28 protein-coding genes are annotated in these 25,153 nt (G+C 41.4%); all 28 read right to left on the reverse strand.

Going from position 1 to position 25,153, the window contains the following annotated elements; genetic code table 11:
* Positions 1 to 633, reverse strand: coding sequence for a chemotaxis protein CheC (locus MKY15_RS00795; protein ID WP_338655890.1), 633 nt, complete (start codon positions 631 to 633; stop codon positions 1 to 3).
* Positions 623 to 1,090: a chemotaxis protein CheW gene (locus MKY15_RS00800; protein WP_067211196.1), complete on the reverse strand. Its 468-nt coding sequence runs from the start codon at positions 1,088 to 1,090 to the stop codon at positions 623 to 625. The genes MKY15_RS00795 and MKY15_RS00800 overlap by 11 nt, the downstream gene beginning before the upstream one ends.
* A 15-nt stretch (positions 1,091 to 1,105) precedes the next feature.
* Positions 1,106 to 3,127 carry a chemotaxis protein CheA gene (locus MKY15_RS00805; protein WP_067211199.1) on the reverse strand — a complete coding sequence of 674 codons (2,022 nt, stop codon included), beginning with the start codon at positions 3,125 to 3,127 and terminating at the stop codon, positions 1,106 to 1,108.
* 13 nt (positions 3,128 to 3,140) lie between these two features.
* Positions 3,141 to 4,289 (reverse strand): chemotaxis response regulator protein-glutamate methylesterase, encoded by a 1,149-nt coding sequence (locus tag MKY15_RS00810; protein ID WP_338656805.1) that lies wholly within the window; start codon positions 4,287 to 4,289, stop codon positions 3,141 to 3,143.
* 1 nt (position 4,290) lies between these two features.
* On the reverse strand, positions 4,291 to 5,157 hold the full coding sequence (locus MKY15_RS00815; RefSeq protein ID WP_067211203.1) for a MinD/ParA family protein: 867 nt from the start codon (positions 5,155 to 5,157) through the stop codon (positions 4,291 to 4,293).
* Positions 5,150 to 6,262, reverse strand: a complete 1,113-nt coding sequence (flhF, locus tag MKY15_RS00820; RefSeq protein ID WP_338655886.1) for a flagellar biosynthesis protein FlhF — start codon at positions 6,260 to 6,262, stop codon at positions 5,150 to 5,152. Before flhF ends, MKY15_RS00815 begins: the two co-directional genes overlap by 8 nt.
* Positions 6,262 to 8,292, reverse strand: a complete 2,031-nt coding sequence (flhA, locus tag MKY15_RS00825) for a flagellar biosynthesis protein FlhA (RefSeq protein WP_338655884.1) — start codon at positions 8,290 to 8,292, stop codon at positions 6,262 to 6,264. Before flhA ends, flhF begins: the two co-directional genes overlap by 1 nt.
* A 118-nt stretch (positions 8,293 to 8,410) precedes the next feature.
* On the reverse strand, positions 8,411 to 9,493 hold the full coding sequence (gene flhB / locus MKY15_RS00830) for a flagellar biosynthesis protein FlhB (RefSeq protein WP_067211211.1): 1,083 nt from the start codon (positions 9,491 to 9,493) through the stop codon (positions 8,411 to 8,413).
* A gap of 1 nt (position 9,494) precedes the next feature.
* A complete protein-coding gene (gene fliR / locus MKY15_RS00835; protein ID WP_067211213.1) occupies positions 9,495 to 10,271 on the reverse strand; it encodes a flagellar biosynthetic protein FliR in 777 nt (258 codons plus the stop codon).
* Positions 10,272 to 10,275: 4 nt separating this feature from the next.
* Positions 10,276 to 10,545 carry a flagellar biosynthesis protein FliQ gene (gene fliQ / locus MKY15_RS00840; RefSeq protein ID WP_338655881.1) on the reverse strand — a complete coding sequence of 90 codons (270 nt, stop codon included), beginning with the start codon at positions 10,543 to 10,545 and terminating at the stop codon, positions 10,276 to 10,278.
* A 12-nt stretch (positions 10,546 to 10,557) separates the two neighbouring features.
* Positions 10,558 to 11,223 carry a flagellar type III secretion system pore protein FliP gene (gene fliP / locus MKY15_RS00845; RefSeq protein ID WP_067211217.1) on the reverse strand — a complete coding sequence of 222 codons (666 nt, stop codon included), beginning with the start codon at positions 11,221 to 11,223 and terminating at the stop codon, positions 10,558 to 10,560.
* Positions 11,216 to 11,926 carry a flagellar biosynthetic protein FliO gene (locus MKY15_RS00850; RefSeq protein ID WP_342538737.1) on the reverse strand — a complete coding sequence of 237 codons (711 nt, stop codon included), beginning with the start codon at positions 11,924 to 11,926 and terminating at the stop codon, positions 11,216 to 11,218. The genes fliP and MKY15_RS00850 overlap by 8 nt, the downstream gene beginning before the upstream one ends.
* A 7-nt stretch (positions 11,927 to 11,933) precedes the next feature.
* Positions 11,934 to 12,296: a response regulator gene (locus MKY15_RS00855; protein ID WP_067211221.1), complete on the reverse strand. Its 363-nt coding sequence runs from the start codon at positions 12,294 to 12,296 to the stop codon at positions 11,934 to 11,936.
* A gap of 19 nt (positions 12,297 to 12,315) precedes the next feature.
* Positions 12,316 to 13,542, reverse strand: coding sequence for a flagellar motor switch phosphatase FliY (gene fliY, locus MKY15_RS00860; protein WP_067214012.1), 1,227 nt, complete (start codon positions 13,540 to 13,542; stop codon positions 12,316 to 12,318).
* Entirely contained in the window at positions 13,535 to 14,533 is a 999-nt protein-coding gene (fliM, locus tag MKY15_RS00865; RefSeq protein WP_342538738.1) for a flagellar motor switch protein FliM, read from the reverse strand. Before fliM ends, fliY begins: the two co-directional genes overlap by 8 nt.
* Before the next feature lie 152 nt (positions 14,534 to 14,685).
* Entirely contained in the window at positions 14,686 to 15,111 is a 426-nt protein-coding gene (gene fliL, locus MKY15_RS00870; protein WP_338655872.1) for a flagellar basal body-associated protein FliL, read from the reverse strand.
* A complete protein-coding gene (locus MKY15_RS00875) occupies positions 15,101 to 15,322 on the reverse strand; it encodes a flagellar FlbD family protein (protein ID WP_067211230.1) in 222 nt (73 codons plus the stop codon). Before MKY15_RS00875 ends, fliL begins: the two co-directional genes overlap by 11 nt.
* An 86-nt stretch (positions 15,323 to 15,408) precedes the next feature.
* Positions 15,409 to 16,497, reverse strand: coding sequence for a flagellar hook-basal body complex protein (locus tag MKY15_RS00880; protein ID WP_342538739.1), 1,089 nt, complete (start codon positions 16,495 to 16,497; stop codon positions 15,409 to 15,411).
* A gap of 83 nt (positions 16,498 to 16,580) precedes the next feature.
* Positions 16,581 to 16,961 carry a TIGR02530 family flagellar biosynthesis protein gene (locus MKY15_RS00885; protein WP_187045398.1) on the reverse strand — a complete coding sequence of 127 codons (381 nt, stop codon included), beginning with the start codon at positions 16,959 to 16,961 and terminating at the stop codon, positions 16,581 to 16,583.
* Between the two features lie 4 nt (positions 16,962 to 16,965).
* Entirely contained in the window at positions 16,966 to 17,652 is a 687-nt protein-coding gene (flgD, locus tag MKY15_RS00890; RefSeq protein ID WP_342538741.1) for a flagellar hook assembly protein FlgD, read from the reverse strand.
* 3 nt (positions 17,653 to 17,655) lie between these two features.
* Positions 17,656 to 18,972, reverse strand: coding sequence for a flagellar hook-length control protein FliK (locus MKY15_RS00895; RefSeq protein ID WP_342538742.1), 1,317 nt, complete (start codon positions 18,970 to 18,972; stop codon positions 17,656 to 17,658).
* A 40-nt stretch (positions 18,973 to 19,012) separates the two neighbouring features.
* Positions 19,013 to 19,615 carry a hypothetical protein gene (locus MKY15_RS00900; protein WP_338655863.1) on the reverse strand — a complete coding sequence of 201 codons (603 nt, stop codon included), beginning with the start codon at positions 19,613 to 19,615 and terminating at the stop codon, positions 19,013 to 19,015.
* A gap of 7 nt (positions 19,616 to 19,622) precedes the next feature.
* Positions 19,623 to 20,072, reverse strand: coding sequence for a flagellar export protein FliJ (fliJ, locus tag MKY15_RS00905; RefSeq protein WP_067211244.1), 450 nt, complete (start codon positions 20,070 to 20,072; stop codon positions 19,623 to 19,625).
* Complete coding sequence (fliI, locus tag MKY15_RS00910; protein WP_342538743.1) at positions 20,069 to 21,400, reverse strand: flagellar protein export ATPase FliI; 1,332 nt, start codon at positions 21,398 to 21,400, stop codon at positions 20,069 to 20,071. The genes fliJ and fliI overlap by 4 nt, the downstream gene beginning before the upstream one ends.
* A 2-nt stretch (positions 21,401 to 21,402) precedes the next feature.
* Complete coding sequence (fliH, locus tag MKY15_RS00915) at positions 21,403 to 22,173, reverse strand: flagellar assembly protein FliH (RefSeq protein ID WP_342538744.1); 771 nt, start codon at positions 22,171 to 22,173, stop codon at positions 21,403 to 21,405.
* Complete coding sequence (gene fliG, locus MKY15_RS00920) at positions 22,166 to 23,179, reverse strand: flagellar motor switch protein FliG (protein ID WP_067211247.1); 1,014 nt, start codon at positions 23,177 to 23,179, stop codon at positions 22,166 to 22,168. The genes fliH and fliG overlap by 8 nt, the downstream gene beginning before the upstream one ends.
* A 14-nt stretch (positions 23,180 to 23,193) precedes the next feature.
* A complete protein-coding gene (gene fliF, locus MKY15_RS00925; RefSeq protein WP_342538745.1) occupies positions 23,194 to 24,786 on the reverse strand; it encodes a flagellar basal-body MS-ring/collar protein FliF in 1,593 nt (530 codons plus the stop codon).
* Between the two features lie 59 nt (positions 24,787 to 24,845).
* A complete protein-coding gene (gene fliE / locus MKY15_RS00930) occupies positions 24,846 to 25,109 on the reverse strand; it encodes a flagellar hook-basal body complex protein FliE (protein ID WP_231885696.1) in 264 nt (87 codons plus the stop codon).
* Positions 25,110 to 25,153 lie beyond the last annotated feature (44 nt).

Here is a 25,153-nt window from a genome sequence, read left to right on the forward strand (position 1 = left end):
TCACATTACACCTAGTGAACGGAAAATAGTAACGTAAGATGGGGGGTCCGGAAGCAGGAAAAAGTGACCGTTTACACTTGAAATTCCTTCCTCACCTTCCTCACGAATCTGCGTGTCAATAACGATGACTTCATCGCTATAATGAGAGATTTCAATAAGCCCGAAACTGACGATTGCACCAACCATGTCGACACTTAACGAAGGTACTGTAGGATAAATTTTCAAGCCCGTAAAATCGGACAGTGCGGACAAATATGAACCTGAAAGAATATTGCCAAGTTCTTGCATGGCGGAAACTCCTATTTCAAGAAGATTAGGAGAGGCAAAATCGAATGTCTCGTCCTCAATTAATCTTCTAATGAAGTGATTTGCTGATTCCACGGGTAGTACAAAAAACATACTGCCGGACAAATCTCCCTCAATCCGGAGGAAGATTCCAGCTACTATTGTTTCAGCACCACCGGCAAGGTCAAACATCTCATCAAATGACACAAGTTTGACATTCGGAACATGCATATCAATTTTACGGTTAAGCAGTTGTGACAATGAAGTTGCCGCGTGTGCCGCTCCAATATTCCCCACTTCTTTCAAGACATCAAGATGCATGTCCGTAATTTTATTATCAGAATTCATCTGATGCCACCCGCTTCACGGGCTCAAGAACTTTATCTAGATTCAGCATAACAAGAAGATGTTTTTCCACTTTAGCGACGCCGGATATGAAGTCTGACTCTATAGTACCGACGACTTCTGGTTGTGGTTCGATTGCATTAACTGGAATGTCGAGTACATCATTCGCAGCATCTACAATCAGCCCTACATCATATTCATCTAAAGTGACAATTATTATTCTTGTACTATCATCCATCTCTTTTGATGCGAGACCAAACCGCTCACGTAAGTCGACAATTGGCGTAACGATCCCTCTAAGGTTAATAACTCCTTTAACATAAGCTGGCGTTTTGGGAACCCGGGTAATCGAAAGCACTTTTTCGATTGACTGAACGATATCGACACTGATGGCATATTCCATATCTAACAATTGAAAAACAATTACTTTCATTTCTTTTTGATTGAGTTTATCAGTCATATTTTTCACCCCCGCTTATTTAATCAATGCGTTGCAATCGACAATGAGTGCAACTTGTCCATTTCCAAGAATCGTTGCACCGGATATCGCGAATACACTTTGCAAATAATTACCAAGCGATTTCAACACAATTTCCTGTTGCCCAATGAATGAATCGACAACCAGTCCCGCTAATCTTTCGCCTTTACGGACAATAACTACAGACTGATAGCCATCCAACTCACCATTTTGTTCTGGTATTTCGAAAATTTCCGTCAAATTTAATAGTGGTATGATATTGCCACGGAAATCGATAACTTGTTGGTTATGCGCATTCATAATTTCAGAAGTCTGAATGATAGCCGTCTCAATGATTGATGACAAAGGAATTGCAAACACTTCTTTTTTCAATTCTACTAGCATAACGGAAATGATTGATAAGGTTAATGGAAGTTGAACTTGGAATAAGGAACCTTGTCCTTCTTTCGATTCAATTGACATAAACCCGCCGAGCGATTCAATGGTATTTTTCACGACATCTAACCCTACACCACGTCCAGATACATCCGAAATTTTTTCAGCTGTCGAGAATCCAGATGCCAGAATGAGTTCAGCTACTTGACGGTCCGTCAGTGTTTCAGCTGTCTCTTTTGTTACAATGCCACTTTTAATTGCTTTTGCAAGTACACGTTCACGATTGACACCGGCTCCATCGTCTTCAAGCTCTATAAATACATGATTACCTGAATGATAAGCACGTAAAGTTACAGTACCTTCTTCAGGCTTCCCTTTGGCAACACGCTCAGCCGGACTTTCGATACCATGATCCAGTGCATTACGAATCAAGTGAACAAGCGGATCCCCGATTTCGTCAATAACTGTTCGATCAAGTTCAGTTTCAGCTCCTATGATTTCGAGTTCAACTTTCTTGTTAAGATCACGTGCCAACTGCCTGACCATTTTAGGGAAACGATTGAATACAGTCTCAACCGGTATCATGCGCATGTTCAAGATGATGTTTTGCAAGTCACCAGATACACGTGTAATCCGTTCGACCGTTTCATTCAATTCTGGGTTATGGATTTCACTTGCAATTGATTGAAGTCTTCCCCGATCAATGATCAGCTCTTCGAAAAGATTCATGAGAACATCGAGTCTATCAATATTCACACGAATTGTTTTATTACCGGATTGTACGCCTGAGTTGCGTTTCCCTTTTTTAGCATCTGCATCTATAGTAGTAGGCGTAATCGATTCTGACTCTTTAGCGGACTCTTCATCTGTATCACGCATCAAGTAATCAGTTGTAACAGGTATGACAGTCACGCTTTCAATTTCGGACACTTTTAATACTTTGGCTTTCAAAACATCCGCATCTTCTTTTGTAATAAGCGCCACTGTAAACGTTTCGTTAAAGTCTTCATTTTCTAGCCGTTCTACTTTGGGCTCAGATTTAATGATTTCACCGGATTTTTCCAGTATTTCAAATACCATATACACTCTTGCTGCTTTCAATAAACAATCGTCTCGTAGTTTCACATTAATTTCAAATGCGCTAAATCCTTGCTCAAATGATTGACTAAGGACAGTCATTTCGTACCCATCATAACGAAGTGAATCTTCATGGCTAACTTTATCTTCTAGTACAACAGCTGCTGCAGTTTCAGCTACCACCGCTCCACCAACTTCAATCCTGTTCAATGATTCAACAAGTTTGGTTACATCCTTCTTGCCGGTTCCACCTGAGGCGATATCCATCACCATCTCTTCAAGGTAATCGACAGCTTGAAAAACGACATCCAAAATTTCAGCTGTAACACGAATTTTCGAATTACGGATTGCGTCCAATACATTTTCCATCATATGTGTAAGATCGGCGATGTCTTCATATCCCATTGTTGCCGACATCCCTTTCAACGTATGAGCGGACCGGAATACTTCATTTACAATGGCAAGATCTAGCGGGTTTTTCTCGAGTTCCAACAGATGTTCGTTGCATGCTTGTAGATGCTCCTTACTCTCATCTATAAACATTTCCAAGTATTGATTTGTATCCATCGTGACGCCTCCTTCAAGACTTTATAATGCCAATAATCGATTCTGAAATATCGTGTAAGTCAACGACCTCATCGGCAAAACCAGCTTCTTTTATTGCTTTTGGCATGCCATATACGACTGATGTCTTTGCCGATTCTGCAATAGTAATTGTTTTACCATTTTTTCGTAACACTTCCATACCGTTTTTCCCGTCATACCCCATGCCTGTCATGATAACGGTCAAAAAGTTCAACTCTGTATTCTCGGCAGCTGACTCCAACAGAACATCAACGGATGGGCGATGTCCCGCACGTGGAGGATCAACTGCATCTAGCCGAACATAATAGAACATGCCTTTTTTCATCATTTTAAGATGTTTGCCACCCGGTGCAATATAGGCTGTACCATTTTCAAGCAACTCGCCATCTTCTGCTTCTTTTACATGAATATCACAAAGACCGTCCAGTCTATCTGCAAGGGATTTTGTAAAACCTGGAGGCATATGTTGAACTACTAGAATTGGAACACCGATTAATGCGGGTATACCCGTCAGCACTTCTTGCAGTGCCCTAGGTCCCCCTGTCGATGTGCCTATTATAACAAATGTTTTGCCTGTTTTGGGAATCTTATTTTTGGACACATTCGTTAACTGACTCCGACTAGGGATAAAGGTAGGTATTTCAGCAACTTTTCCAACCGGTTTAGTAACTGGGTTTGAACTAATCACCTGTGTCAAACGTCGCCCCGTAATTTTTCTTGTCAGCGTAGCCAGCCGTACCTCTGAAGCGGCAATGACTTTTCCTAGAATTTCTTCCTTCACTTCGTGAAGATTCAAGGATATTGCCCCACCCGGTTTCGCAACGAAGTCAACTGCACCGTATTCCATAGCGAGCATGGTGTTCTCCGCCCCAATTTTTGTTGTGCTCGACAACATGACAATCGGCAATGGATTGCGCGACATAATTTCTTTTAACGCTTCGAGACCATCCATAATTGGCATTTCAATATCCATGGTCACAACGTCCGGCTTCAAAGTTTCTACTTTTTCGACTGCCTCTTTACCATTGCGTGCAGTTCCTATTACTTCAATTTCCGGATGACCCGACAGGAAGTCAGATATAAGCTTACGCATAAATGCCGAATCATCCACAACCAACACTTTCTTACGATTGCCTGTATTCAAATCATCCACGCCCTTTCGCAAATATACTTCTCATTTTACCGAGGAATCCTTCTCCTTGTTTGAACCCCTCTTCAGAACTGGGACTAACAAACGACTCTGCAATTGCCATCATTCTTTGGGATATAGGAGCTTTGGGATATAGCAGTAAAAATGGCTCCTGTGCAAGTACAGCCTTATGAACTACAGGATCTTCAGGTAGGAAGCCAAGAATCTTAGTCTCTTTTCCTAAGAACTTACGCATAGCATATTGAAGTCTCGTTACAGCATCATTGCCATCATCCCCCTTTGAAACACGGTTACTGACGATGCTGAATACCTTATCGGGATCTTGCAAACAAATAAATTTCATCATGGAATAGGCATCCGTGATGGATGTTGGTTCAGTTGTCGAAATGACAATAATTTCATCGACAGCGACAATCAATTCGATTGAACGTTGCGTTGCCCCCGCTCCCATATCAAACAAGATAAAATCATATTTTTGTTGTAAATATTCAAACGCTTGGATTAGCCTATCGAACATAGCTGCTGACCATTCCATCACCATATCCAGCCCAGAACCCCCAGAAATGAACGACAAACCTCCCGGCGCTTCATTTACCACTTCATCAATTTCTACCTTATTAAGTAAATAGTCTGTCAAACTATTCCGCGGTGCCATACCAAGAAGAATGTGGATGTTGCCCATTCCAATGTCCATATCAATGATAATTACTTTTTTACCTTTAGCTAAAAGCGCATGGGCGAAATTTGTTGAGAAATTCGATTTCCCAACACCCCCTTTACCACTGACAATGGCAATCGATTTTGACAGTTTACCTTGGGACTTCAGCATCTTGAGCCTAAGTGTTTCCGCCTGATCACGCATCATGAGCACCCTTTACTAACAATGAAATCAGTTTCGTACTATCTGCCTCGGTAATATCTTCCGGCACTTCCTGACCATCCGTGTAATACGCGGTTCCAATACCATAGTCCTTCATAAGATTAAACATCGGACCAATTGAACCGGTTTCATCCATTTTCGTGAAGATGAACTTTTCAACCGAAAATGACTTGAACTGTTCAATAATTGCTCGCATGTCTTCCTCTTTAGACGTCATTGAAAGAACAAGATACGATTCCATATCAAGCGAAAAATCGATTAATCGTGTCAAATCTTCTACGAATTTAGCCTCTTTGTAATTTCGACCTGCCGTATCAATAAATATCAGGTCACGGTCAGCCAATTTTTCGATTGCTTGTTCGAAATCCTTGCTGTTATATGCAATCTCTACAGGAACTTGTAACAAGTTCGCATATGTACGTAGCTGTTCAATTGCTGCAATTCGGTACGTGTCAGTGGTGATAAAACCGATCTTCTTCTTCTTTTCAAGAAGTGCCCTTGCAGCAATTTTGGCAATAGTTGTGGTCTTTCCAACCCCTGTTGGCCCAAGAACATTAATGAACTTTTTATTGAAAGAAATGCCCCCGAACGGCAATTCACCGATTTGCCGTTCAAGAAGTTGTTTTACGATGAGTAGTTGTTCTTCATTTGTGAAATCTTTTTTCTCCGCTTTCATCCTATCGTAAAGATCCTCACCCAACTCAGTGATAATATTTGTGGACAATCCCTGTTTTTCTAGATGAGTAAGTAACGGTTTCACTTCATCCGGAAAACGGGAATGAGTAGCGGCTTGCTGCATATCCTTCAACATCTTTTTCATTTCGCTCATTTCTTTTTTTAATGCTGCGGACGTATCGTCACCTCTTTCAACGTGCAATGAAGTAGGTGGAAGAACAATTTCTTCTATTTTCGAAACCGGTTCATCAAAACCCGCAACAACTTCCACAGATTTCTTTTTAAACAGTCCTAGAAACCCTTTAGATTTAACGACATTTGAACTAAGGATGAGTGCATCATCCCCAAAGTCCATTCGAACTTTTTTCATGGCTTCTACCATTGTTTCCGCTGTATATTTTTTCATTTTCATCAGATATCCACCACCCCAACACTTTGGACTTCAATTGAAGCTTCAAGTTCATTGTAAGATAATACTGGAATTTGAGGGAAGTATCGTTCCGTTATTTGCCTCAAATACATGCGGATTGCTGGCGTACAGAGAACGACCGGCGATTGATCCATCAATGCGACACGTTCTACTTCACCAGCAATCGACTCGAGGATTTCCTGGGAATGTTGTGGGTCGAGTGATAAATAATTACCTTGTTCCGTTTGCTGGATACTATCTGCAATCATTTTTTCAACTTTGCCAGAGACGGTTAACACTTTAAGCGATTGCCCAGCCGATGCATACTGATTTGTAATTTGCCTTGCAAGAGCCTGTCTAGCATACTCTGTTAAGACGTCAACATCTGATGTATATTTCGAATAATCCGCAAGTGTTTCAAAGATGATTGGCAAGTTCCGTACCGAAACATGTTCGTTCAACAACTTCGCAAGTACTTTTTGAATTTCACCAATCGATAACGGCGTAGGTGTGAGCTCGTCGACAAGAATCGGGAATGTTTCACGCACATGATCGACAAGTTGTTTTGTTTCTTGACGGCCAATCAAATCCGCAGCATTCGCACGAATGACTTCTGTCAAATGCGTTGAAACAACACTCGGCGGGTCAACAACCGTATAACCGAGAATCTCTGCATCTTCTTTAACATCTTCCGTTATCCATTTGGCAGGAAGTCCGAATGATGGCTCGATTGTTTCAATCCCTTCAATCGAATCATCTCCACCCGGGCTCATCGCTAGGTAGTGATCGAGAAGTAATTCCCCTCTTGCTAATTCACTTCCCTTAATCTTAATTCTATACTCATTTGGTTGTAACTGGATATTATCCCTAATACGAACAACCGGAATAACAAGACCCAGCTCAATTGCAAGCTGCCTACGAATCATGACGACACGGTCGAGTAAATCCCCCCCCTGCGTCGCGTCAACTAGCGGGATGAGCCCATAGCCAAACTCGAATTCGATTGGATCTACATTAAGTAGATTGACGACATTTTCTGGACTTTTAAGACCTTCCGTTTCAACATCTTCTTCCATCTCCAACAGTTCCTTAGGATCTTCTACTTCCTTCTTAGACATTATATAGGCCGCGACGGCAAGTGTAATTGCAATCGGAAGTGTAAATATGTCATTAATAGGAGTAGCAAGACCAAGTAACAACACTGTTACAGCTGCGACATAAAGAAGTTTGGGCTGTCCAAGAAGCTGATTTGTAATATCAGACCCCAAATTCCCTTTAGACGCGGCACGTGTAACAACAATACCTGTTGCAGTTGAGATAAGGAGGGCTGGTATTTGTGAAACGATACCGTCACCGACCGTCAATTGTGAGAAGAGGATCGCAGCTTCTGCGAATGGCAGACCCATTTGAGCTACCCCTATTATCATCCCAACAAGTAAGTTGATAATAACGATAATAATACCGGCAATTGCGTCTCCTTTAACGAACTTTGTTGCCCCATCCATTGCTCCGTAAAAGTCGGCTTCATTACTGACTTTTTCACGTCTTGTACGTGCTTCTGTTTCAGAAATCATACCGGCATTCAAGTCAGCATCGATACTCATCTGTTTTCCTGGCATTGCATCGAGCGTGAAACGGGCTGCTACTTCAGAAACCCTTTCCGCACCTTTTGTAATGACGATAAACTGAATAATGACAAGAATTACGAAGATAACGAGACCGACAACGATATTCCCTCCCGTAACAAAGGTACCGAACGTTTCAACAACTCCACCCGCATCTCCGTTTGACAAGATTGCCCGCGTCGTTGAAACGTTAAGGCCCAAACGGAAAAGTGTAAGCAAAAGTAATAAGGTAGGAAAAATTGAAAACTGTAACGCTTCCTGCATGTTCATGGCAGTTAAAAGAACTAAAAGTCCAAGTGTAATATTTATAATTATCAAGAAACTTAAAAGCCATGGTGGAAGCGGGATGACAAGCATCGCAACGATCATGATTACCGAGGCGAGTACTCCTATATCTCTGAATTGCATGTCATCCCTACTTTCTATTATTTAATCAAATACGCCTCAGTGTATTTGCGTCCTGTACGTCCGAGGCTTTTGTCAACAGAGGGGAGGAATTGAACTACATCCTTCCTTATTGCCCAAATCAAATTTTACGTTGAATTCTGTATACATACGCGAGTATTTCAGCTATTGCTTTGAAGAACTCTTCAGGAATCCTTCCTCCAATTTCAACATCGTCATAGAGCGCTCTGGCAAGTGGCCTGTTTTCTACCATGACAATGTTGTTTTCAGTGGCAATCAATTTAATCTTTTGAGCGACGAAGTCAACACCTTTTGCAACAACAATGGGCGCATCCATATCCCCATCCTTATACTTCAGTGCAATTGCATAATGGGTCGGATTAGTGATGACGACATCTGCATTGGGCACTTCCTGCATCATACGTCGCATCGACATTTCGCGTTGGCGCTGCTTGATCTTAGATTTTATAAGGGGATCGCCTTCAGAGTTTTTATATTCATCCTTAATATCCTGTTTGGACATTCGGAGATTTTTTTCATAGTCATATTTTTGATACATAAAGTCAAGAATTGATATGAATAACAAAACAAATGCTGCCGTTATTCCCATCAATGCGGCAAGTTGCCCGACCGTCGTTAATATGTCCCAGGGGCTTTTAAATGCCAGTCCTAGTACTTTATCGATATTCGACATGAGGATAAGTGTTGTAGTTGTTCCGATAAATGAAATTTTTAGTACCGACTTCATTAATTCAATAATGGCACGGATTGAAAAAATTCGCTTAAGTCCTTTAATTGGATCTATTTTCTTCAAATCCATTTTCAATGGTTCAGCTGTAAGAAGCAAACCGAACTGAAATAGATTCCCTGCCACCCCTGCAACTACCGCAATGAGCATGACGGGTAATAGAAGAAATGCCATTTGGATTAAGACATCTCCATAAATGAGCATTGCCTGATCCTCATCTAGATTAGATATAGGTATATATTCAGTGAATGCCTGATGGAAAAACACGAAAAAGCGGTCCCTCATAAATCCTGCGGCAAAAAACAGGAAAAGGAACACGGCAAGTAGCAGGATTGCACTTGTAACATCCTGGCTTTTTAAAACCTGGCCTTTTTTTCGAGAATCTTGACGTTTTTTAGGAGTGGCTTTTTCGGTCTTTTCCCCTGCGAAGAATTGCAGATCTAGCCGCAACATCATACTAGCCACCTCCAAGAATTAACATCAAGTCCCTCATACTAATAATCATTACTTCAAATAATTTCTTCATCATTTGAACCATTACACCCATCATAATGAACAGAACGATGAAACTAACCCCAATCTTGATTGGGAAACCTACAACGAAAATATTTAATTGTGGCACTGCTCTTGCAGTGATTCCAAGTGCTAAATCGACGAGGAATAATGTTGCGACGATTGGAATCGACATTTGAAAGGCGATTGCAAACGAGGTTGCAAAAGTCCGAATGACAAAATCAACCATTCCCTCTTGACCAAAGGCCGGCCAAAGTTGATCTGCCGGGATGAATTGGTAGCTATAAAAAATACCATCCAAGAGCATATGATGGCCGTTTAACGCCAGTAATAATAGAATGGCCAACGAGTTAAAAAATTGACCAAGAAGTGGAGATTGCGCTCCAGTTTGCGGATCAATAACGTTCGCAATTGCAAATCCCATTTGAAAATCGATAAAACCGCCAGCGATTTGAATGGCAGACATAACGATGAACGCGATGATTCCAATGAATAATCCTGTCATTGCCTCTTTCACGACTAACAATAGATACGCACCATTAATCTCCAGTACAGGCATGTCCACTGTATAGACCATCGCCCACGCAAGCAAAGCACCAAATATGATACGCTGAGTAGACGGTATTGCACGATAAGAAAATAGTGGCAGTGTAACAAAAAATGCAGTAACTCGAGTCAGGATAAGTAAGTATGCAGCTAATGAAGGGACTAGTTCTTCCATTTAATCACCCGATATACCGTCCAAGATTCTCAAAGATATCCGCTGAAAACGTTGTAACCCTTGCTAGCATCCATGGACCGAAAATGACAATCCCTACTAGAACAGCAACAATCTTTGGCACGAACGCTAGTGTCTGTTCTTGAATCTGTGTTGTTGCCTGAAATATACTGACGGCAAGTCCCGACACTAGTGCAAGAATAAGGAGTGGGCCTGAAGTTAAAAGAATGATCCAGATTGCACGCTCAGCTATCTCTATGACTAATTCCTGTGTCATTCAAAACCCCTCCTAAAAACTTTGCAACAATGATTTGATAATGAGATACCATCCGTCAACAAGGACGAATAGCAATATTTTAAACGGTAACGAGATCATGACTGGTGGTAACATCATCATCCCCATCGACATAAGGATACTCGCTACAATCATATCGATAACTAAAAATGGTATGAAGATCATAAAACCCATTTGGAATGCAGTTTTAATTTCACTCAAAGCAAACGCAGGAACTAACATTGTCAGTGAAATGTCTTCAAGTGATTCAGGTCGATCCGCTTTATTGTAGCGAAGGAATAACTCCAAATCCTTCTGCCGAGTATGCTTACTCATAAATTCTTTAAGTGGGATACTTCCCTTTTCATAAGCTTCTTCAAGCGAAATCTCGTCCGCAAATAGCGGAGTAAGAGCCTGATCATTCACTTGCTGAAACGTTGGAGCCATGATGAAAAACGTCAGGAACAGTGCTAGTCCAACAATTACTTGGTTTGGAGGCATTTGTTGCGTTGCAAGTGCCGTTCTGACGAATGACAGAACGATGACAATTCTTGCAAAAGAAGTCATTAAAATTAGAATAGCTGGCGCTAAGGACAATACAGTCAAAAGTAGCATCATTTTGATAGATGTCGATACATTTGACGGATCACTGTCTGAAAAAAACTGAGCAATATCATTCATCGCGGTTGCGCTCCTTTTCTGTCAACCGGCTGATATGCCGTTTTCTCTCTTCTTTCATCTCCTCAATCCTTGATTGAAAAACAGTACTGAAATCGGGTGATTCTTCCGTTTTCACATTCGAGTCACTTTTCGATTTACCCGCTACTTTAGCAAGAATCCGATTAAGCATCCCGGATACTATCTCCGTACTATTATCACCCGCGTAGAATTCAACTAGTTTGTCAATTTCATCGGGATCCGTAATTTCTTTTAACAATCGGATATCGTCTCCGACCCCGATAAGGTAATAGGATTCGCCTATGACGACCAGTTGAATCGATTTATGCTGTCCGAGCGAAATACCACCCATGTTTTTCATAAGTCGATTTTTATCGTAGAGCTTATTTTTCCGATTAACGAATTTCAATAGACCAAATAATAATCCAAGGACGAACACTAAAGCGAATAACGTTTTTATGTAGTCCCCCGCTGAGGAACCGACACCCGCCTTGTCCGTAGTGAGATCTTCAGCGGGCGGTGTTATAGCGTCCTCATCGGTGTCAGTACTGGTACCCTTTTCCGGTTCTTTGTTAAATAGTTCGGACACCGGTTTATTCGGATCAGTGTTGGTGTCTGCGTGAACGGAGACGTATGGCAATTGAGTTACTAGGAAGATAAGTAGAATAAAAGCTGACAAGAATTTTTGTACAATCGTTAATTTCATCCTTCGATTATCCTAATGCTTTTTCGATTGCTTCAACAACACGATCTGCCTGGAATGGTTTGACGATAAAGTCTTTTGCACCAGCTTGAATCGCATCGATTACCATTGCCTGCTGCCCCATTGCTGAACACATGATGATTTTTGCCGCGGGGTCTTTTTCTTTTATTGCTTTTAAAGCTGCAATACCATCCATTTCAGGCATAGTAATGTCCATTGTGACTAGATCAGGTTTTAAATCGAAATACTTTTCAATAGCTTGTACACCGTCTGCTGCTTCACCAACCACTTCGAAATTGTTTTTTGTCAAAATATCTTTTATCATCATTCGCATGAAAGCTGCATCGTCTACTATTAATATACGTCTACTCATTATCATTACCCCCGTTAAATTATCTTAAATTATTTAAACGTTCAGCTTGGCTTAGAATATCTGTGATTCGTACCCCGAAGTTTTCGTCGATAACGACAACTTCCCCTTTTGCGATATGGCGGTTGTTTACTAATATATCAACCGGTTCTCCCGCAAGTTTGTCCAATTCAATAATGGAACCGCTCGACATTTCCAAAATCTCCTTAACCGAACGCTTTGTTCTGCCAAGTTCGACTGTTACTTGTAAAGGTATATCAAGGAGCATGTTCAAGTTATTGGACTCTGACTTATTTAAAGATGGACTTTCAAAGTTGGCAAACTGTGCCTGCTGTACTTGTACCTGCGGTTGTTGCGGACGCATTTGCATCTGCTGTTGCGGTGCTGGCTGTCCGTATTGTGTGTCATAAACCGGTTGCTGCTTACCATGGTCATAACCATTTTGTTCGTACGACTGCTGCTGCACTTGTTGTTGATGTGCTGGCTGTTGGATAGGAGTGGATTGCTGTTCTGTTGGTCGAGTCATCTCGGCAACTGCCGCAGTTTCCTCTTCTGCATCACCACCCATGAGAGAGGCAACTAATTTCTTCCCAAATCCTAGTGGAACTAATTGCATAATGTTTGAATCAATCAGGTCGCCTACTTTAAGTGCAAACGATACTTTAATCATTAAATCATCTTCGGGAATAAGATCCCGTCCTTGGTCTTCAAGAACGTCCATCAAGTCAATTGTTGGCGGTGAAATGTCGACTTTTTTATTGAACAAAGTCGACATCGAAGTCGCCGCAGAACCCATCATTTGATTCATCGCCTCTTGGACCGCACTCAAATGGATTTCACCAAGGTCTGTATTTGGATTTAAACCATTGCCGCCTAACATAAGATCCGCAATGATCGCTGCATCGCTTTGTTTTATAACAAGTAAGTTCATACCGCTAAGACCCACTGTATAGTCTACCTTAATGGCCACATATGGATGAATGAATTCTACTTCTAAAGCTTCTTTATCCACAACTGATATAGTCGGCGTCGTTATTTCAACTTTCTGTCCGAGCAATGCAGATAATGCTGTTGCAGAACTACCGAAAGAGATATTACCAATTTCACCAAGCGCATCTTTTTCCATATCGTCTAAATAATCTGCAGTAATTATTCCCTGAGTGGTGGAGTCCTTAGGCTCATCGGTCGACAAAGGCTCCCCACGAAGTAATGCTTCAATTTCTTCCTGCGAAAGGATATTATCACTCATCATCTTCATCCCCTCCGATCTTTATATCTATTATCTGAACAGCCATCTTATTTTTCAATTGCCCCGGCTGTGCCGTGAATTTAGGAATACCACCAATGTTTATAACGAGTGGATCGTCAATTTTACGGTCTAGCTTTACGACATCCCCCGCTTGAAGGTAGAGGAAATCCTCAATTGTCATCTCTGCATTGCCAAGTTCCGCGATAACAGACAAAGGAGCTTGTTTTAAACGTTTTTCAATAACCATACTTTGCTCTGTCGTAGGCTCTTTCTTGTTGGTCTGCATCCAATAACGTACCGATAAGTTCGGAACGATTGGTTCAAGAACGACGTGTGGAATACAGATATTGATCATTCCACTAGATTCTCCGATGATAATATTGAAAGAGATAACGACGACCGTTTCATTCGGCGATATCATTTGAAGGAATTGAGGATTGACTTCAATCTCTGTTAGGAATGGGTCGATATCAATAATTCCTGACCACGCCTCGCGTAAATTGTCAAATGAACGTTCAAATAAGTTTGTCATAATCTTCAATTCAATCTCAGTCAGATTATCGACTTTTCCCGGACTTTCTCCAACCCCACCCATCATTCGATCGAGCATCGTATAAGCAATATTCGGATTTACTTCCATCAGGATATTACCGTCTAACGGTGGAACTTCAAAAATATTAATTAAGGTCATATTCGGAATTGACCGTATAAATTCCTCGAACGGAATCTGATCAACCGATGCAACACTAATTTGGACATACGTTCGTAGTTGTGCTGAAAAATACGTTGTTAATAGTCTTGCAAAGTTCTCATGAATTCTCGTTAAACTGCGAATCTGATCTTTAGAAAATCGAAGGGCACGTTTAAAATCATACACTTTTACTTTCCGTGTCTCATCTTCTTTTTTCATGTCTTCTGCAGACATTTCCCCTGTTGAAATCGCAGATAATAATGCGTCGATCTCACTTTGGGATAATATATCCCCGGCCATTATATGGTCACCTCCCGCTATCAGACTCTAGTGTAACTACTTAACTATATAGTTTGAGATAAAGAATTCAATTGAATCCGTAGCTGCGCTAGGGGATGCCTCTCGCCCAGTTTATATAGTAATATGGCTATTCATTTGTTCAACTTGACTAGTTATTGAATAATGTAAGATACGATATAGACTTTTTGAACTTCCCCATTTTGCATTAGTGGGTTGAGATGTGCTTTCAAGGCATCCTCAAATGCCTTTTTTCCCGCTTTCCCTTCAAGGTCTTTCGACGTCATCTCGGAAAGTTCTTGGATAACAATATTTTTCACTTGGAAGTCCCTTTTTGCAAGTTCTTCTCCAGCCAACTTATTATCTGTCTGGATTTTCAAAGTGAGTCGTACAAATTGTTGATTGCCAAGGTTTGTCGTAATTTCTTCTATATCAACTGATGATTCGATAATCTCATCAATTGTTGGCTCTTTTACTTCATCACCTTTATTCAGCTGCATAACGAGAATGAGTATAACTGCGCCGATAAGTGTGATACAAACTAGTATAATAAGAGATACCGACAACACTTTATTCTTCATCTTCTTCACTCCAAATATGCGGATTTGATAATAACTGGACCGCCTTATAAAACTTGATAATACGGCTATTCACCTCGTCAGCCGTATCAAGGACAACATATTTCGTTCCTGTCGTAAGAGTAATCGTCGTGTCAGGAAATGACTCGACTTTCTCTATGTACAGCGCGTTCAATGTAAATTCGGTTTTATTTAGACGCGTAACTCGTATCATATGTAAGGGGCCGGGCACAGAGCCGGCCCGACCCTCCTTTTCTAGTGAAGCTATGTTAGATTACCTGTGTTGTGATTTGTGATTAGTTATCGTTTCAAGTTAACAAGTTCTTGTAGGATTTCATCGGATGTTGTGATAATCCGCGTGTTTGCTTGGAAACCACGTTGTGCGACGATCATTTCTGTGAATTCTTCAGCTAAGTCGACATTGGACATTTCTAGGAAACCGGATTCTAATTTACCAAAACCTTGATCCAAACCAAAACCAACTGTTGAATCTCCGGAGTTTGCTGACACTCGGAAATAGTTACCTCCTACCTTATCGAGTCCACCTGGGTTTGAGAACTTAGCGATTTGGAGTTTACCCGCGACTTGAAGTACAGCATTGTTTGCTGTAATTACTCCGTCGTACTTAGCTTTTTCGTTTTCATAAGCCGTTGTTGCTAGATCAAAAACGCCTTTAGCAGCAGTTATTTCGTCTTCAGTTGAGGCTGGAGTTTTATTTAGAACTCCTTTATATGTCATCTCAGCTGTATTAAAGGTTGCTTGAGGTGTTTTAAAAGCAGCCTCAGCCGCTGCTATCGCTATTTTACCCGCAGCCGTTGTATCGACAAAATAAACTGTCCCATCTTGACCAACCGACATAGATGATGCTGTTTTAGGAATCTGGATTTTCCCATTGGATACATTAGCAGCATTAATAGGGAGACCCATTTCTCCTGTCCCAGTGTTTTCGTAATCAGCAGCACCTCTTGGTTTACCTTGCATTCCTTGCAGATATCTTCCTTCACCATCAACTAGGTCGCCTGAACTATCCATGTAAAAATTTCCCGCTCTTGTATACATCATTTCACTTCCGTTAATTACTTGAAAAAATCCATCTCCTGCAATGGCAAGATCCAATGTATTCCCTGTAAATTGTGTAGATCCACCCGTATGAAGTGTGTCAATCGCAGCAATTTGCGAGCCCAGTCCTACTTGTTTCGGGTTGACCCCACCACGACTAGCTCCAGGGCCTGAAGCCCCCGCAACTGTTTGTGAAATCAAATCTTTAAAAATCGTCCGTCCTTTTTTAAATCCGTACGTATTAACGTTTGCGATATTGTTACCAATAACGTCTAGTTTTGTTTGGAAGTTTCGTAGACCTGAGATACCTGAATACATTGAGCGTAACATAAATATTTTCCCCTTTCGATTTTAGAAATGTAACCGCATCTATCAGTCAGCGGCTGTTGGCATCCATAAAGGTCCTGCCGAGTTTAACTAAGCACAATTGTGCCGTCGATATTTGTAAATAATTGATCTTTTGCTTCTAGGCGATCCATTGCTGTAATAACAGTTGAATTCTTTGCACTAACGATGAGTGCTGCTTGGTCCATCAAAACGAGCGATTCTTTGATACCCTTTAACTTTGCCTCGTTCACCTTTTCAGTGACATGCGCCCATTCAGCATCCGATATATGGATGTTTCGTTCTGCTAAACGTTCCGATGCGTGTTTGCTTATTTTAAGTTCAACAGGCTGTATTGCTATATTTAAATGTTCAAGAAATGATTGTTTCGGGCTTTGCGTCGGTTTGACTGGTTGTCCTTGGTGTATAAGTGATTGCGATGGAATTCGATGTAAATTTAATTTATCCATATCATCATTCCGTCGTTTCTTCTTTTTCGCTTATCGAGGTGAATTTCTTGCCTTCAATCCGAGTTCCGTCTTCTAAAATATATTGAAGTTTTCCATCTTTATTCGCAACAGATACTACTTTACCTTGTTTCTCTTCTTCGCCGTCCATGTAACCAACGAACTTGCCGATAAGCATACTTGCTTCAACAAGACTATTTGTTCCGCCCGAACCAGACATCACTTCCGAAATATTGCCTGGAGTCAATTCTTTCCCGTCATCCATAATGAATGTTACAGAGCCATTATCATATTTCACTGACACGATACGATTGGTTCCTTCGTCTACAACGGGTTTTCCATCCACATCTACAACCGCATTGCCGTTATCATCTATCTTCAGTTCATGCCAACGGACTTCTTTACCGGCAAAACTATTGTACTGAATGAGTTGTGATTGACCTTGTGCTTCCGCGAACTTTTCAAAGGACTTCGATAAGTTCATCGTCTGTTCAAGTGCCGAGAACTGAGCCATTTGTGCGATAAATTCGTTATCTTTCATTGGATTTGTCGGGTCCTGGTTTTGTAATTGGGCGATGAGTAACTTCATGAAATCATCTTTACCCATAACTCCATCGCCAGTTTTACGCTCATCCCGCTTTTTATTGACTAAATAATCCGTTCCTGAAATCGCTTTTTGTCCTTCAATTGCCATTCGTTATACCCCCAAATCAATCATATACTCCTGAAACGTCATTTCTTCTTCATCGTTTTGTTCATGTTGCTCTTCTGTTTCTTGTCCTTCTTTTCTAAAGTGCTGATTAAACGCTTGGTCGCGATCGTTTTTGGTTGTATCTTGCAATGTTTGAGAAACGTCGATTCGTTCTACTTGCAGATTTTGTTGAAGGAAAGCGCTTCTTAGCTGATGCAACTGACTTTCTAACATATCTTTACCGAGTGCAGTGGATGCAAGAATCCGTGCTGTCATGATGCCATTTACCTGTAGCAATTCAATTCGAACTTGTCCCAGATGTTCAGGATAAAGTTTAATGAGAAGGCGGTTCGTTCCGTCCGCTTGACCGAAATTCGCACGTTTGAAAATAGTTTGCATTTCTTTAATCAAGGCTTCATTTCGTGCATTCGTACGATTTTCCACTTCAGTAAGTGTAAGTTCACCTTTAGTTGCTACAACAGTGCCTAATGCACTACTTACAACTTGTTGCGATGCATCTTTGGTACTCACCGCGCTAGGCGATGATTCTGAACCTTTTTCCATAGTTCCATCATCTGTCAAAGTTCGAGCGGCATCTACTGGAACGACAAATCGGACTATGTTTTTCGACTCTATCAATTGTACCATGCCATTCTTTGCTGAACTGCTAGAATTAAGGACATTTTCGAAACGTTCACCTGTTGTTGCAAGATAGCCTTGTAGTGTAAATACTTGCTGTTCCTGCTTCAAAAGCAAATCGATTTTCGGCGCGGTAAGTTCTGCTGTTTTAAGCAACGTCAATAATTCGATTGCCTGTTGTTTCGATATTTCGCCTTTCCCTTCAAGCGCATCTGTCAATTGAGCGAAAAACTGTGGAGCCACTTTATCAATGGCGTTCAATACCGTCCAAAAGTCATTCGTATTGGCTACTGCTGACAATTCCTCTTCGTCAAGACCTGCTTGTTCTAATAGTTGAAGCAAGCTTTCAATCAGTTGTTTCGGTTCAAGATTGAGTAGACTTGCAAGCTCTTCTAGATTACCTAGATTAGAAATTGAATCTAGTTTACTTTCGCCATCTGTTAGGTCTTTAATAGCAGTCCCAAGCTCTTCAATAGAAGTTGCATTAAAAATTGCCATTATCGATTCATCGGTTATCCCGCTGACAGTCAGTTCCTGTACAGGAGCGACAGCTAATTGGACATTTCCAGCGATACTGCTGAAAACCGATCCAAATGAATTTGTTGCTTGCTGACCTGACTGAACATTATTCGACGAAGTCTGCACGTTCATCCCAACCATTGCTTGTAATGATGCGATGTTCACTTATTCACCTCCCTTCAAAAGCAGCTGTATAAAGTCCCAATTACTTGGTCATCATCGTCGTATATTTCGCCGCATCTTCCGGCGACATTTTTTCCAGAATCGAAGCAAGTGTATCCGATTTCAAGTTCGTCAAAATTCGTATTGCTTCAGCATCGCTCATTTTCGTAATGACAGGTGCTGAAGATTTTGCAGACATTTGCTCAAATGTCGTTACGATATCACTAAATTTCCGTTTGGAGTCGTCTTTATCGCGCACTAGCACCGCAATTTCGTCAAGGAGTTTCTCTTGTTCAATTAGCAATTTTTCATTTTCAGTAGCTGATTTATCGAGATCCTGCTGAACCTTGAATAGTTGGGCTTCTTTCTCTTGAATTTCCGCCTGCATCGTCACGACCCTCTCTTCGAGGACCAAATCACCTGCTATAGGATCTTCTTCTTTCTTTTCAGTGATGAACGGTAAATTACCAGTCAACTCTTTCGCCTTGTCGAATACGTTGACATCTGCGAATTTCGCAATGATTAGAACGAGTGCCGTTGTGAATAACAATGGAATTAGTACCCAAAGTAACATTTTTTGAAAGGCACTACTTTTCCCCTCTTGTTCTACCTTTGGTACTCGTTCTGTTTGTTTAGTCTTTTTCACCACATTATCACCTATTTTCTCTTCTGCGGAACTTCAACGTCGACAATTCATCGAGCTGAATCGCTTCTAGCTGTTCCATTTCAGCTCGATGATGTTCACGATCTTTTTCTTTCATCTTTTCAAACTTTCGAACTTCAAGCGTCTTTTCCAACAGCTTATTCTCGTACCAATTCATTTTCGAGCGAGCCTGCACGACTTGCTGTTGTACCACTGCTATTCTTTTCTCTAAGCTACTAATGAATCGAGCATAGTAATGAATTTCATTAACCGAAAAACCGACCGCCATCTTGACCTGTTGTTCGGTGAGCGTATCTTCTTTCTTTTTCAGCAAGTCATACAGTTTAGTGGCAACTGTTTCGAATGCCTCGACTGACCCTTTAAATTCCACTTCAGTTTCGGTTTTTTCTTGTTCACGGAAAGTCAGTACTTTATCAAAACGGTAATTATAAGGCTTCATACGTTCCCGCCTCCCGCACCGAGTGCCACGAGCTCAGCTATACTGTCCTCAATTGAAATATTATCTTTGAAACCTTGTTTTAAAAAGTTTGTAATAAGTGGTTCGAATTCAATTGCTTGATCAATTTCTTTAGATGTCCCGCGTTTATAGGCTCCGATATTAATCAGATCTTCGGATTTATTGTAGGTGTAATAAAGTTCGCGCAATCTTTCTGCTGCTTTGACATGCTCTGGATCCGCAATATGGTTCATAAGCCGGCTAACGCTTTTCAATACGTTGATTGCAGGATATTGTCCTTTGTTCGCAAGTGTCCGATCGAGTACAATGTGACCGTCCAGGATTCCTCGAACTGCATCAGCAATTGGCTCATTCATATCATCGCCATCTACAAGTACTGTATAGAATGCCGTAATGGATCCATTCTCATTGGTGCCCGTACGTTCCAGCAATTTTGGCAAGATAGCAAAGACAGAAGGGGTATAACCGCGCGTAGCAGGTGGTTCTCCGACAGCGAGTCCTATTTCCCGCTGCGCCATCGCTACCCGTGTTACTGAGTCCATCATAAGCATGACGTTCATCCCTTTGTCTCTGTAATACTCAGCGATTGCTGTTGCGGTAAACGCTCCTTTAATACGCATAAGCGCAGGTTGGTCCGATGTTGTAGCAACAACAATCGACCTACTCATGCCTTCAGGTCCAAGATCACGTTCGATGAATTCGCGGACTTCACGGCCACGCTCGCCTATTAGTGCTATGACATTCAAATCGGCTGTCGTATTACGAGCAATCATACCAAGCAACGTACTTTTTCCAACACCAGATCCCGCGAAAATTCCGACACGCTGACCTTTTCCAACTGTCAACATACCATCAATCGCCTTGACACCCACCGCAAGCTTTTCGCTGATTGGCGGACGGGTAAGGGCATTAGGAGGGTCTTGTTCTGTCCGAACAGTCGTCAACCCTCTCGGAAGGATGCTGTTATCGATTGGGTTCCCCATCGAATCAAGCACTTTCCCTACTAAATTCATACCTACTTTGATTTCAAGCGGTTTCCCCAAACTTTCAACAAGGCAACCGCTAGAAATATCACGGATATTTGTGTAAGGCATCAGAATGACGATTTCTTCCTTAAATCCGACAACTTCTGCTTTAATAATCGAGTCGGCCTTGCCTGTATTATTTAAATGGATATGGCAGACATCACCGATTGAACTTTCAGGTCCTTGTGACTCAATCATCAAACCAACAACGCGGACAACGCGTCCAAGCTTTTTAAAAGTCTTTATATTTGGAATGACCGCAATTAAGTCCTCTGCTTTTTTCATCGTCAATCACCACTTTCCATGATACCGATGAGTTTCTCCCTTAGTTCATTCAACTGTTCGTCAATGCTGACAACAATCCGCCCATGATTTGTTTCGATATAGCACTCGTTTGATTCAAAATCATCATTTGCAAAAATAAGGAATGGCACATTCGGCGGGAAAATCGATGCCAATTCAGAACGATTATCGGATACAAGTTCGAAGTAATCTAGAGAAACATACAACTTAATCTCTTTCATTTCACGCGTTTCTTTTAAGGCTCTTTTTACAACCGATAAATAAACTTCCTTATCATCTTGAAGTGCTTGTCCAATAATCCGCTCTGTAGAAAGCATTGCAAGATCGAGAATGATGCGTTCTTGGCTCACAAGATATTGACGCGCATTTTCATAGGATAACACCGTCGTTTCATTTGCAGTACTAATAGAAGCTGCCATATCCGATAATGACTTATTACGCCCCTCTTCGTAACCGACTTGAAACCCTTCATCATATGCTTGTTGTTGAAGTACAGTTTTTTCGTTCTGCCAGGCTGCTTGCATCGATAAGATATCTTCAGTGGCAGTTTGTCTCAGTTGTTCAATTGCCTCTTTTTCCTGCTCATTTATCGTGTTGGCTTCTTTCAACAAGCGGTCCCGTTCAACAAGTATGGATTCTAAGGACAAACTCACTTCCGCGTCGACTTCTTGCGAAACGTAAAGGCTCCGAATGGAGATTTCTTTCGTTTCTCCATCCTCCAATATCGTATTGAATGAACGAAATACGTTAGACAATGATGTCATCTCCTCCACCACGAGCGATTATGATTTCACCTGTTTCTTCCAGTCTGCGAATCGTGCTCACAATACGAGATTGAGCATCTTCGACATCTTTCAATCGAACAGGTCCCATGACTTCGATCTCTTCTTGGAATGATTCCGCCATCCGTTGGGACATATTCCTGAACAAGACTTCTTTCACTTCTTCGCTAGAAACCTTCAGCGAGAGGATTAAATCTTCATTTTCACAGTCGCGGATAATGCGTTGAATCGAACGGTTATCCAATGTAACAATATCCTCGAAGACAAACATGCGTTTCCGAATTTCTTCTGCAAGTTCGGGATCTTGAATTTCAAGTGCATCAAGAATCGTTTTCTCTGTTGTCCTGTCGACTCCATTAAGCACTTCGACGACTGCATCGACGCCGCCAGTTTCCGTGTAATCTTGCGTTACGGTTGAAGATAGTTTTCTCTCAAGTACCGCTTCGATTTCACTGATGACCTCTGGTGAAGTTGAGTCCATCGTCGCAATTCTTCTCGCGATATCCGCCTGCATCTCCTGTGGCAATGCCGATAAAATCAGTCCAGCCTGTTCTGCCTCTAAGTAAGACAAGATAAGCGCAATTGTTTGCGGATGCTCGTTTTGAATAAAATTCAAAATTTGTGATGGATCAGCACGTCTAGCAAAATCGAAAGGTCGCACTTGTAATGAAGATGTTAAGCGGTTGATAATTGCTTGCGCATGATCTTTACCAAGTGCTTTTTCAAGTACAGTTTTCGCGTAGCCTATACCGCCTTGCGAGATATAATCCTGAGCAAGTGCTATGTGATGAAACTCTTCGATAATTTCTTCTTTCACGGTTGCCTCAACTTTTTTGACACCTGAAATTTCAAGCGTTAGGCGCTCAATTTCGTCTTCATTCAAGTGCTTATAAATTGCTGCTGACACTTCCGGACCGAGGGATATGAGCAGAAGTGCTGCTTTTTGTTTTCCTGTCATCCCTTTTTCTTTCTTAACCACAGTTCATCCCTCCGTCATTCCTCGGCTATCCATGTACGCAATAGTTTGGCAAACTCTTCTGGTTTCTCTTTTGCCATCTTCTCGAGTTGTTTCCTACGGACAGTTCCTTCTGTTTCAAGTTCATTATTAATGTCATCTACGTCAAATGTTGCAAGCTGTTCTTCCATAATCAATTCTTCTTCCATTTCTTCCGCTTTTCGGCGATTCCTAATGGACATAAACACTAGAATACCGATAATAAGAAGTAGGACCCCACCAATCACGTAAATCCACCATGGGATTGCGGACTTCGGTGTAGACAAGTCAACTGTTTTCCCATTAAAAGGCTGTACGGAAACAGCAATCTTGTCATTCAATTCCGCCATCGTCAGCGCACCAGCAGCCTCTTTGTCGATAGATGTACGAATGATTGTTTCCAATATGCGCTGGACATCATCTTGCATTCCCGGTGGCATTGATGTTGGATCATCTGCTGTTGGTGGTTCAACCATTACTTGGATTCCGATATCACGAATCTTATAAGGGCTTTCAACAATTTCTTTACGAATGCGGTTCACTTCATTGTTAACCGTTTCTTCGATTTTTTCATAATCGCCGTTTGAAAAGGACCCTTCCACGTAGCCTGTTCCATTATCTGTAGGGTCCTCTCCTGCAGGAGTTCCACCCGCAACTGGCCCATTTCCTGTAAACGATTCAGTAAGACGCTGTACGCTAAGTGCAATGCCTTCAATACTCTCCTCGTCGACGGGCTGTACAAGATTCTCTTCCCTGTTTTCAAGTTGGAAGTCAATATCAGTTGTGACTGAGACCACAATTTTATCTTGTCCCATCATTGTTCCAAGCATCATCTGTACTTGGCGTTGCAAATCACGTTCGATTGTTTTTTTAAGCGTCATTTGATCCGTAATGCTAGGTCCGTACGCATTATCTGTAGCTTTCAAATCAAAATACTCGGAGTACTGATTCATGATGACAATATCATCAGTCGACAGATTCGGTATACTTTTCGATATTAGATTATAAAGTGCAGTAATCTGTGGTTCAGTGAATTGGTGTCCCGCATCAGTTTTCAACATGATTGATGCACTTGCCTGTTGCGTACTCTCATTCAAAAAAACACTCTCTGTTGGCAATGTGACCATTACTTTTGCATCTTTTACACCTTCGATACCTTTAATCAGGTTCGCAAGTTCAGTTTGCATCGAAGCAAGTTTAATCATATTGAACTCATTGTCCGTCGTTCCAAATCCTGCATTTTCTGCAAAGAACGAGTAATCAATCATTCCTGAGTTTGGAAAACCTTCTGCCGCAAGGGACACCAATAAAGAGTCTACGCTGTCCCGCGGCACTAGTATCGATGTCCCACCTGGTGCAACTTTATTTTTAACCCCTTGAGCATCAAGCTGTTCTTTAATGCGTCCGATTTCCGCCCGAGACACCTCCGAATAGAGTGGCACATATTCCGTCCTTGATAGAAAGAACGTCAAGAAAGCAGCGATTAAAATAACGGCGATAGTGGATCCGATATAAGTACCTTTTTGTATTTTTGTACGACTCGACCAAAACGTTTGTAGATCCGTCTTGATTTTCGTCAATCTTTCATTCATTGTAATCCCCCGGTCAACTTGCGTAATTCAATAATGGACAACTTATATGTCGCGTACACTCAAACAGGCATCCGGATGACTTCTTGATACGCTTCAATTACTTTATTTCGAACTTCCATCGTTGCATTTAACGCAATCGACGCCTTTTGTGCTGTAATCATGACATCATGAAGTTCGACATCGCCACCACGCACTAACTTTTCCGTCATCATATCTGAATCTGATTGTTTATTATTAACTTCTTGAATCGCATCTTTTAAAAAGGTTCCGAAACTTTGTTGCGCTTCATATGGTGTTGGAGTTGGTTTCATTTGATTTTCCATTTTAAGTACTCCTGCTGATTGCACAGGATTAAAAATAGACTGTA

It is taken from the genome of Sporosarcina sp. FSL K6-1540, from assembly GCF_038620285.1.
In the GTDB taxonomy this organism is placed as follows: domain Bacteria; phylum Bacillota; class Bacilli; order Bacillales_A; family Planococcaceae; genus Sporosarcina; species Sporosarcina psychrophila.

What these genes read in the sequence shown, in the direction of transcription:
- MKY15_RS00795 (WP_338655890.1), bottom strand. Translation starts at nt 633, where the DNA reads ATGAATTCTGATAATAAAATTACGGACATGCATCTTGATGTCTTGAAA.
- MKY15_RS00800 (WP_067211196.1), bottom strand. Translation starts at nt 1,090, where the DNA reads ATGACTGATAAACTCAATCAAAAAGAAATGAAAGTAATTGTTTTTCAA.
- MKY15_RS00805 (WP_067211199.1), bottom strand. Translation starts at nt 3,127, where the DNA reads ATGGATACAAATCAATACTTGGAAATGTTTATAGATGAGAGTAAGGAG.
- MKY15_RS00815 (WP_067211203.1), bottom strand. Translation starts at nt 5,157, where the DNA reads ATGCGTGATCAGGCGGAAACACTTAGGCTCAAGATGCTGAAGTCCCAA.
- flhF (WP_338655886.1), bottom strand. Translation starts at nt 6,262, where the DNA reads ATGAAAATGAAAAAATATACAGCGGAAACAATGGTAGAAGCCATGAAA.
- flhA (WP_338655884.1), bottom strand. Translation starts at nt 8,292, where the DNA reads ATGCAATTCAGAGATATAGGAGTACTCGCCTCGGTAATCATGATCGTT.
- flhB (WP_067211211.1), bottom strand. Translation starts at nt 9,493, where the DNA reads ATGATGTTGCGGCTAGATCTGCAATTCTTCGCAGGGGAAAAGACCGAA.
- fliR (WP_067211213.1), bottom strand. Translation starts at nt 10,271, where the DNA reads ATGGAAGAACTAGTCCCTTCATTAGCTGCATACTTACTTATCCTGACT.
- fliQ (WP_338655881.1), bottom strand. Translation starts at nt 10,545, where the DNA reads ATGACACAGGAATTAGTCATAGAGATAGCTGAGCGTGCAATCTGGATC.
- fliP (WP_067211217.1), bottom strand. Translation starts at nt 11,223, where the DNA reads ATGAATGATATTGCTCAGTTTTTTTCAGACAGTGATCCGTCAAATGTA.
- MKY15_RS00850 (WP_342538737.1), bottom strand. Translation starts at nt 11,926, where the DNA reads ATGAAATTAACGATTGTACAAAAATTCTTGTCAGCTTTTATTCTACTT.
- MKY15_RS00855 (WP_067211221.1), bottom strand. Translation starts at nt 12,296, where the DNA reads ATGAGTAGACGTATATTAATAGTAGACGATGCAGCTTTCATGCGAATG.
- fliY (WP_067214012.1), bottom strand. Translation starts at nt 13,542, where the DNA reads ATGAGTGATAATATCCTTTCGCAGGAAGAAATTGAAGCATTACTTCGT.
- fliM (WP_342538738.1), bottom strand. Translation starts at nt 14,533, where the DNA reads ATGGCCGGGGATATATTATCCCAAAGTGAGATCGACGCATTATTATCT.
- fliL (WP_338655872.1), bottom strand. Translation starts at nt 15,111, where the DNA reads ATGAAGAATAAAGTGTTGTCGGTATCTCTTATTATACTAGTTTGTATC.
- MKY15_RS00875 (WP_067211230.1), bottom strand. Translation starts at nt 15,322, where the DNA reads ATGATACGAGTTACGCGTCTAAATAAAACCGAATTTACATTGAACGCG.
- MKY15_RS00880 (WP_342538739.1), bottom strand. Translation starts at nt 16,497, where the DNA reads ATGTTACGCTCAATGTATTCAGGTATCTCAGGTCTACGAAACTTCCAA.
- MKY15_RS00885 (WP_187045398.1), bottom strand. Translation starts at nt 16,961, where the DNA reads ATGGATAAATTAAATTTACATCGAATTCCATCGCAATCACTTATACAC.
- flgD (WP_342538741.1), bottom strand. Translation starts at nt 17,652, where the DNA reads ATGGCAATTGAAGGACAAAAAGCGATTTCAGGAACGGATTATTTAGTC.
- fliJ (WP_067211244.1), bottom strand. Translation starts at nt 20,072, where the DNA reads ATGAAGCCTTATAATTACCGTTTTGATAAAGTACTGACTTTCCGTGAA.
- fliI (WP_342538743.1), bottom strand. Translation starts at nt 21,400, where the DNA reads ATGAAAAAAGCAGAGGACTTAATTGCGGTCATTCCAAATATAAAGACT.
- fliF (WP_342538745.1), bottom strand. Translation starts at nt 24,786, where the DNA reads ATGAATGAAAGATTGACGAAAATCAAGACGGATCTACAAACGTTTTGG.
- fliE (WP_231885696.1), bottom strand. Translation starts at nt 25,109, where the DNA reads ATGGAAAATCAAATGAAACCAACTCCAACACCATATGAAGCGCAACAA.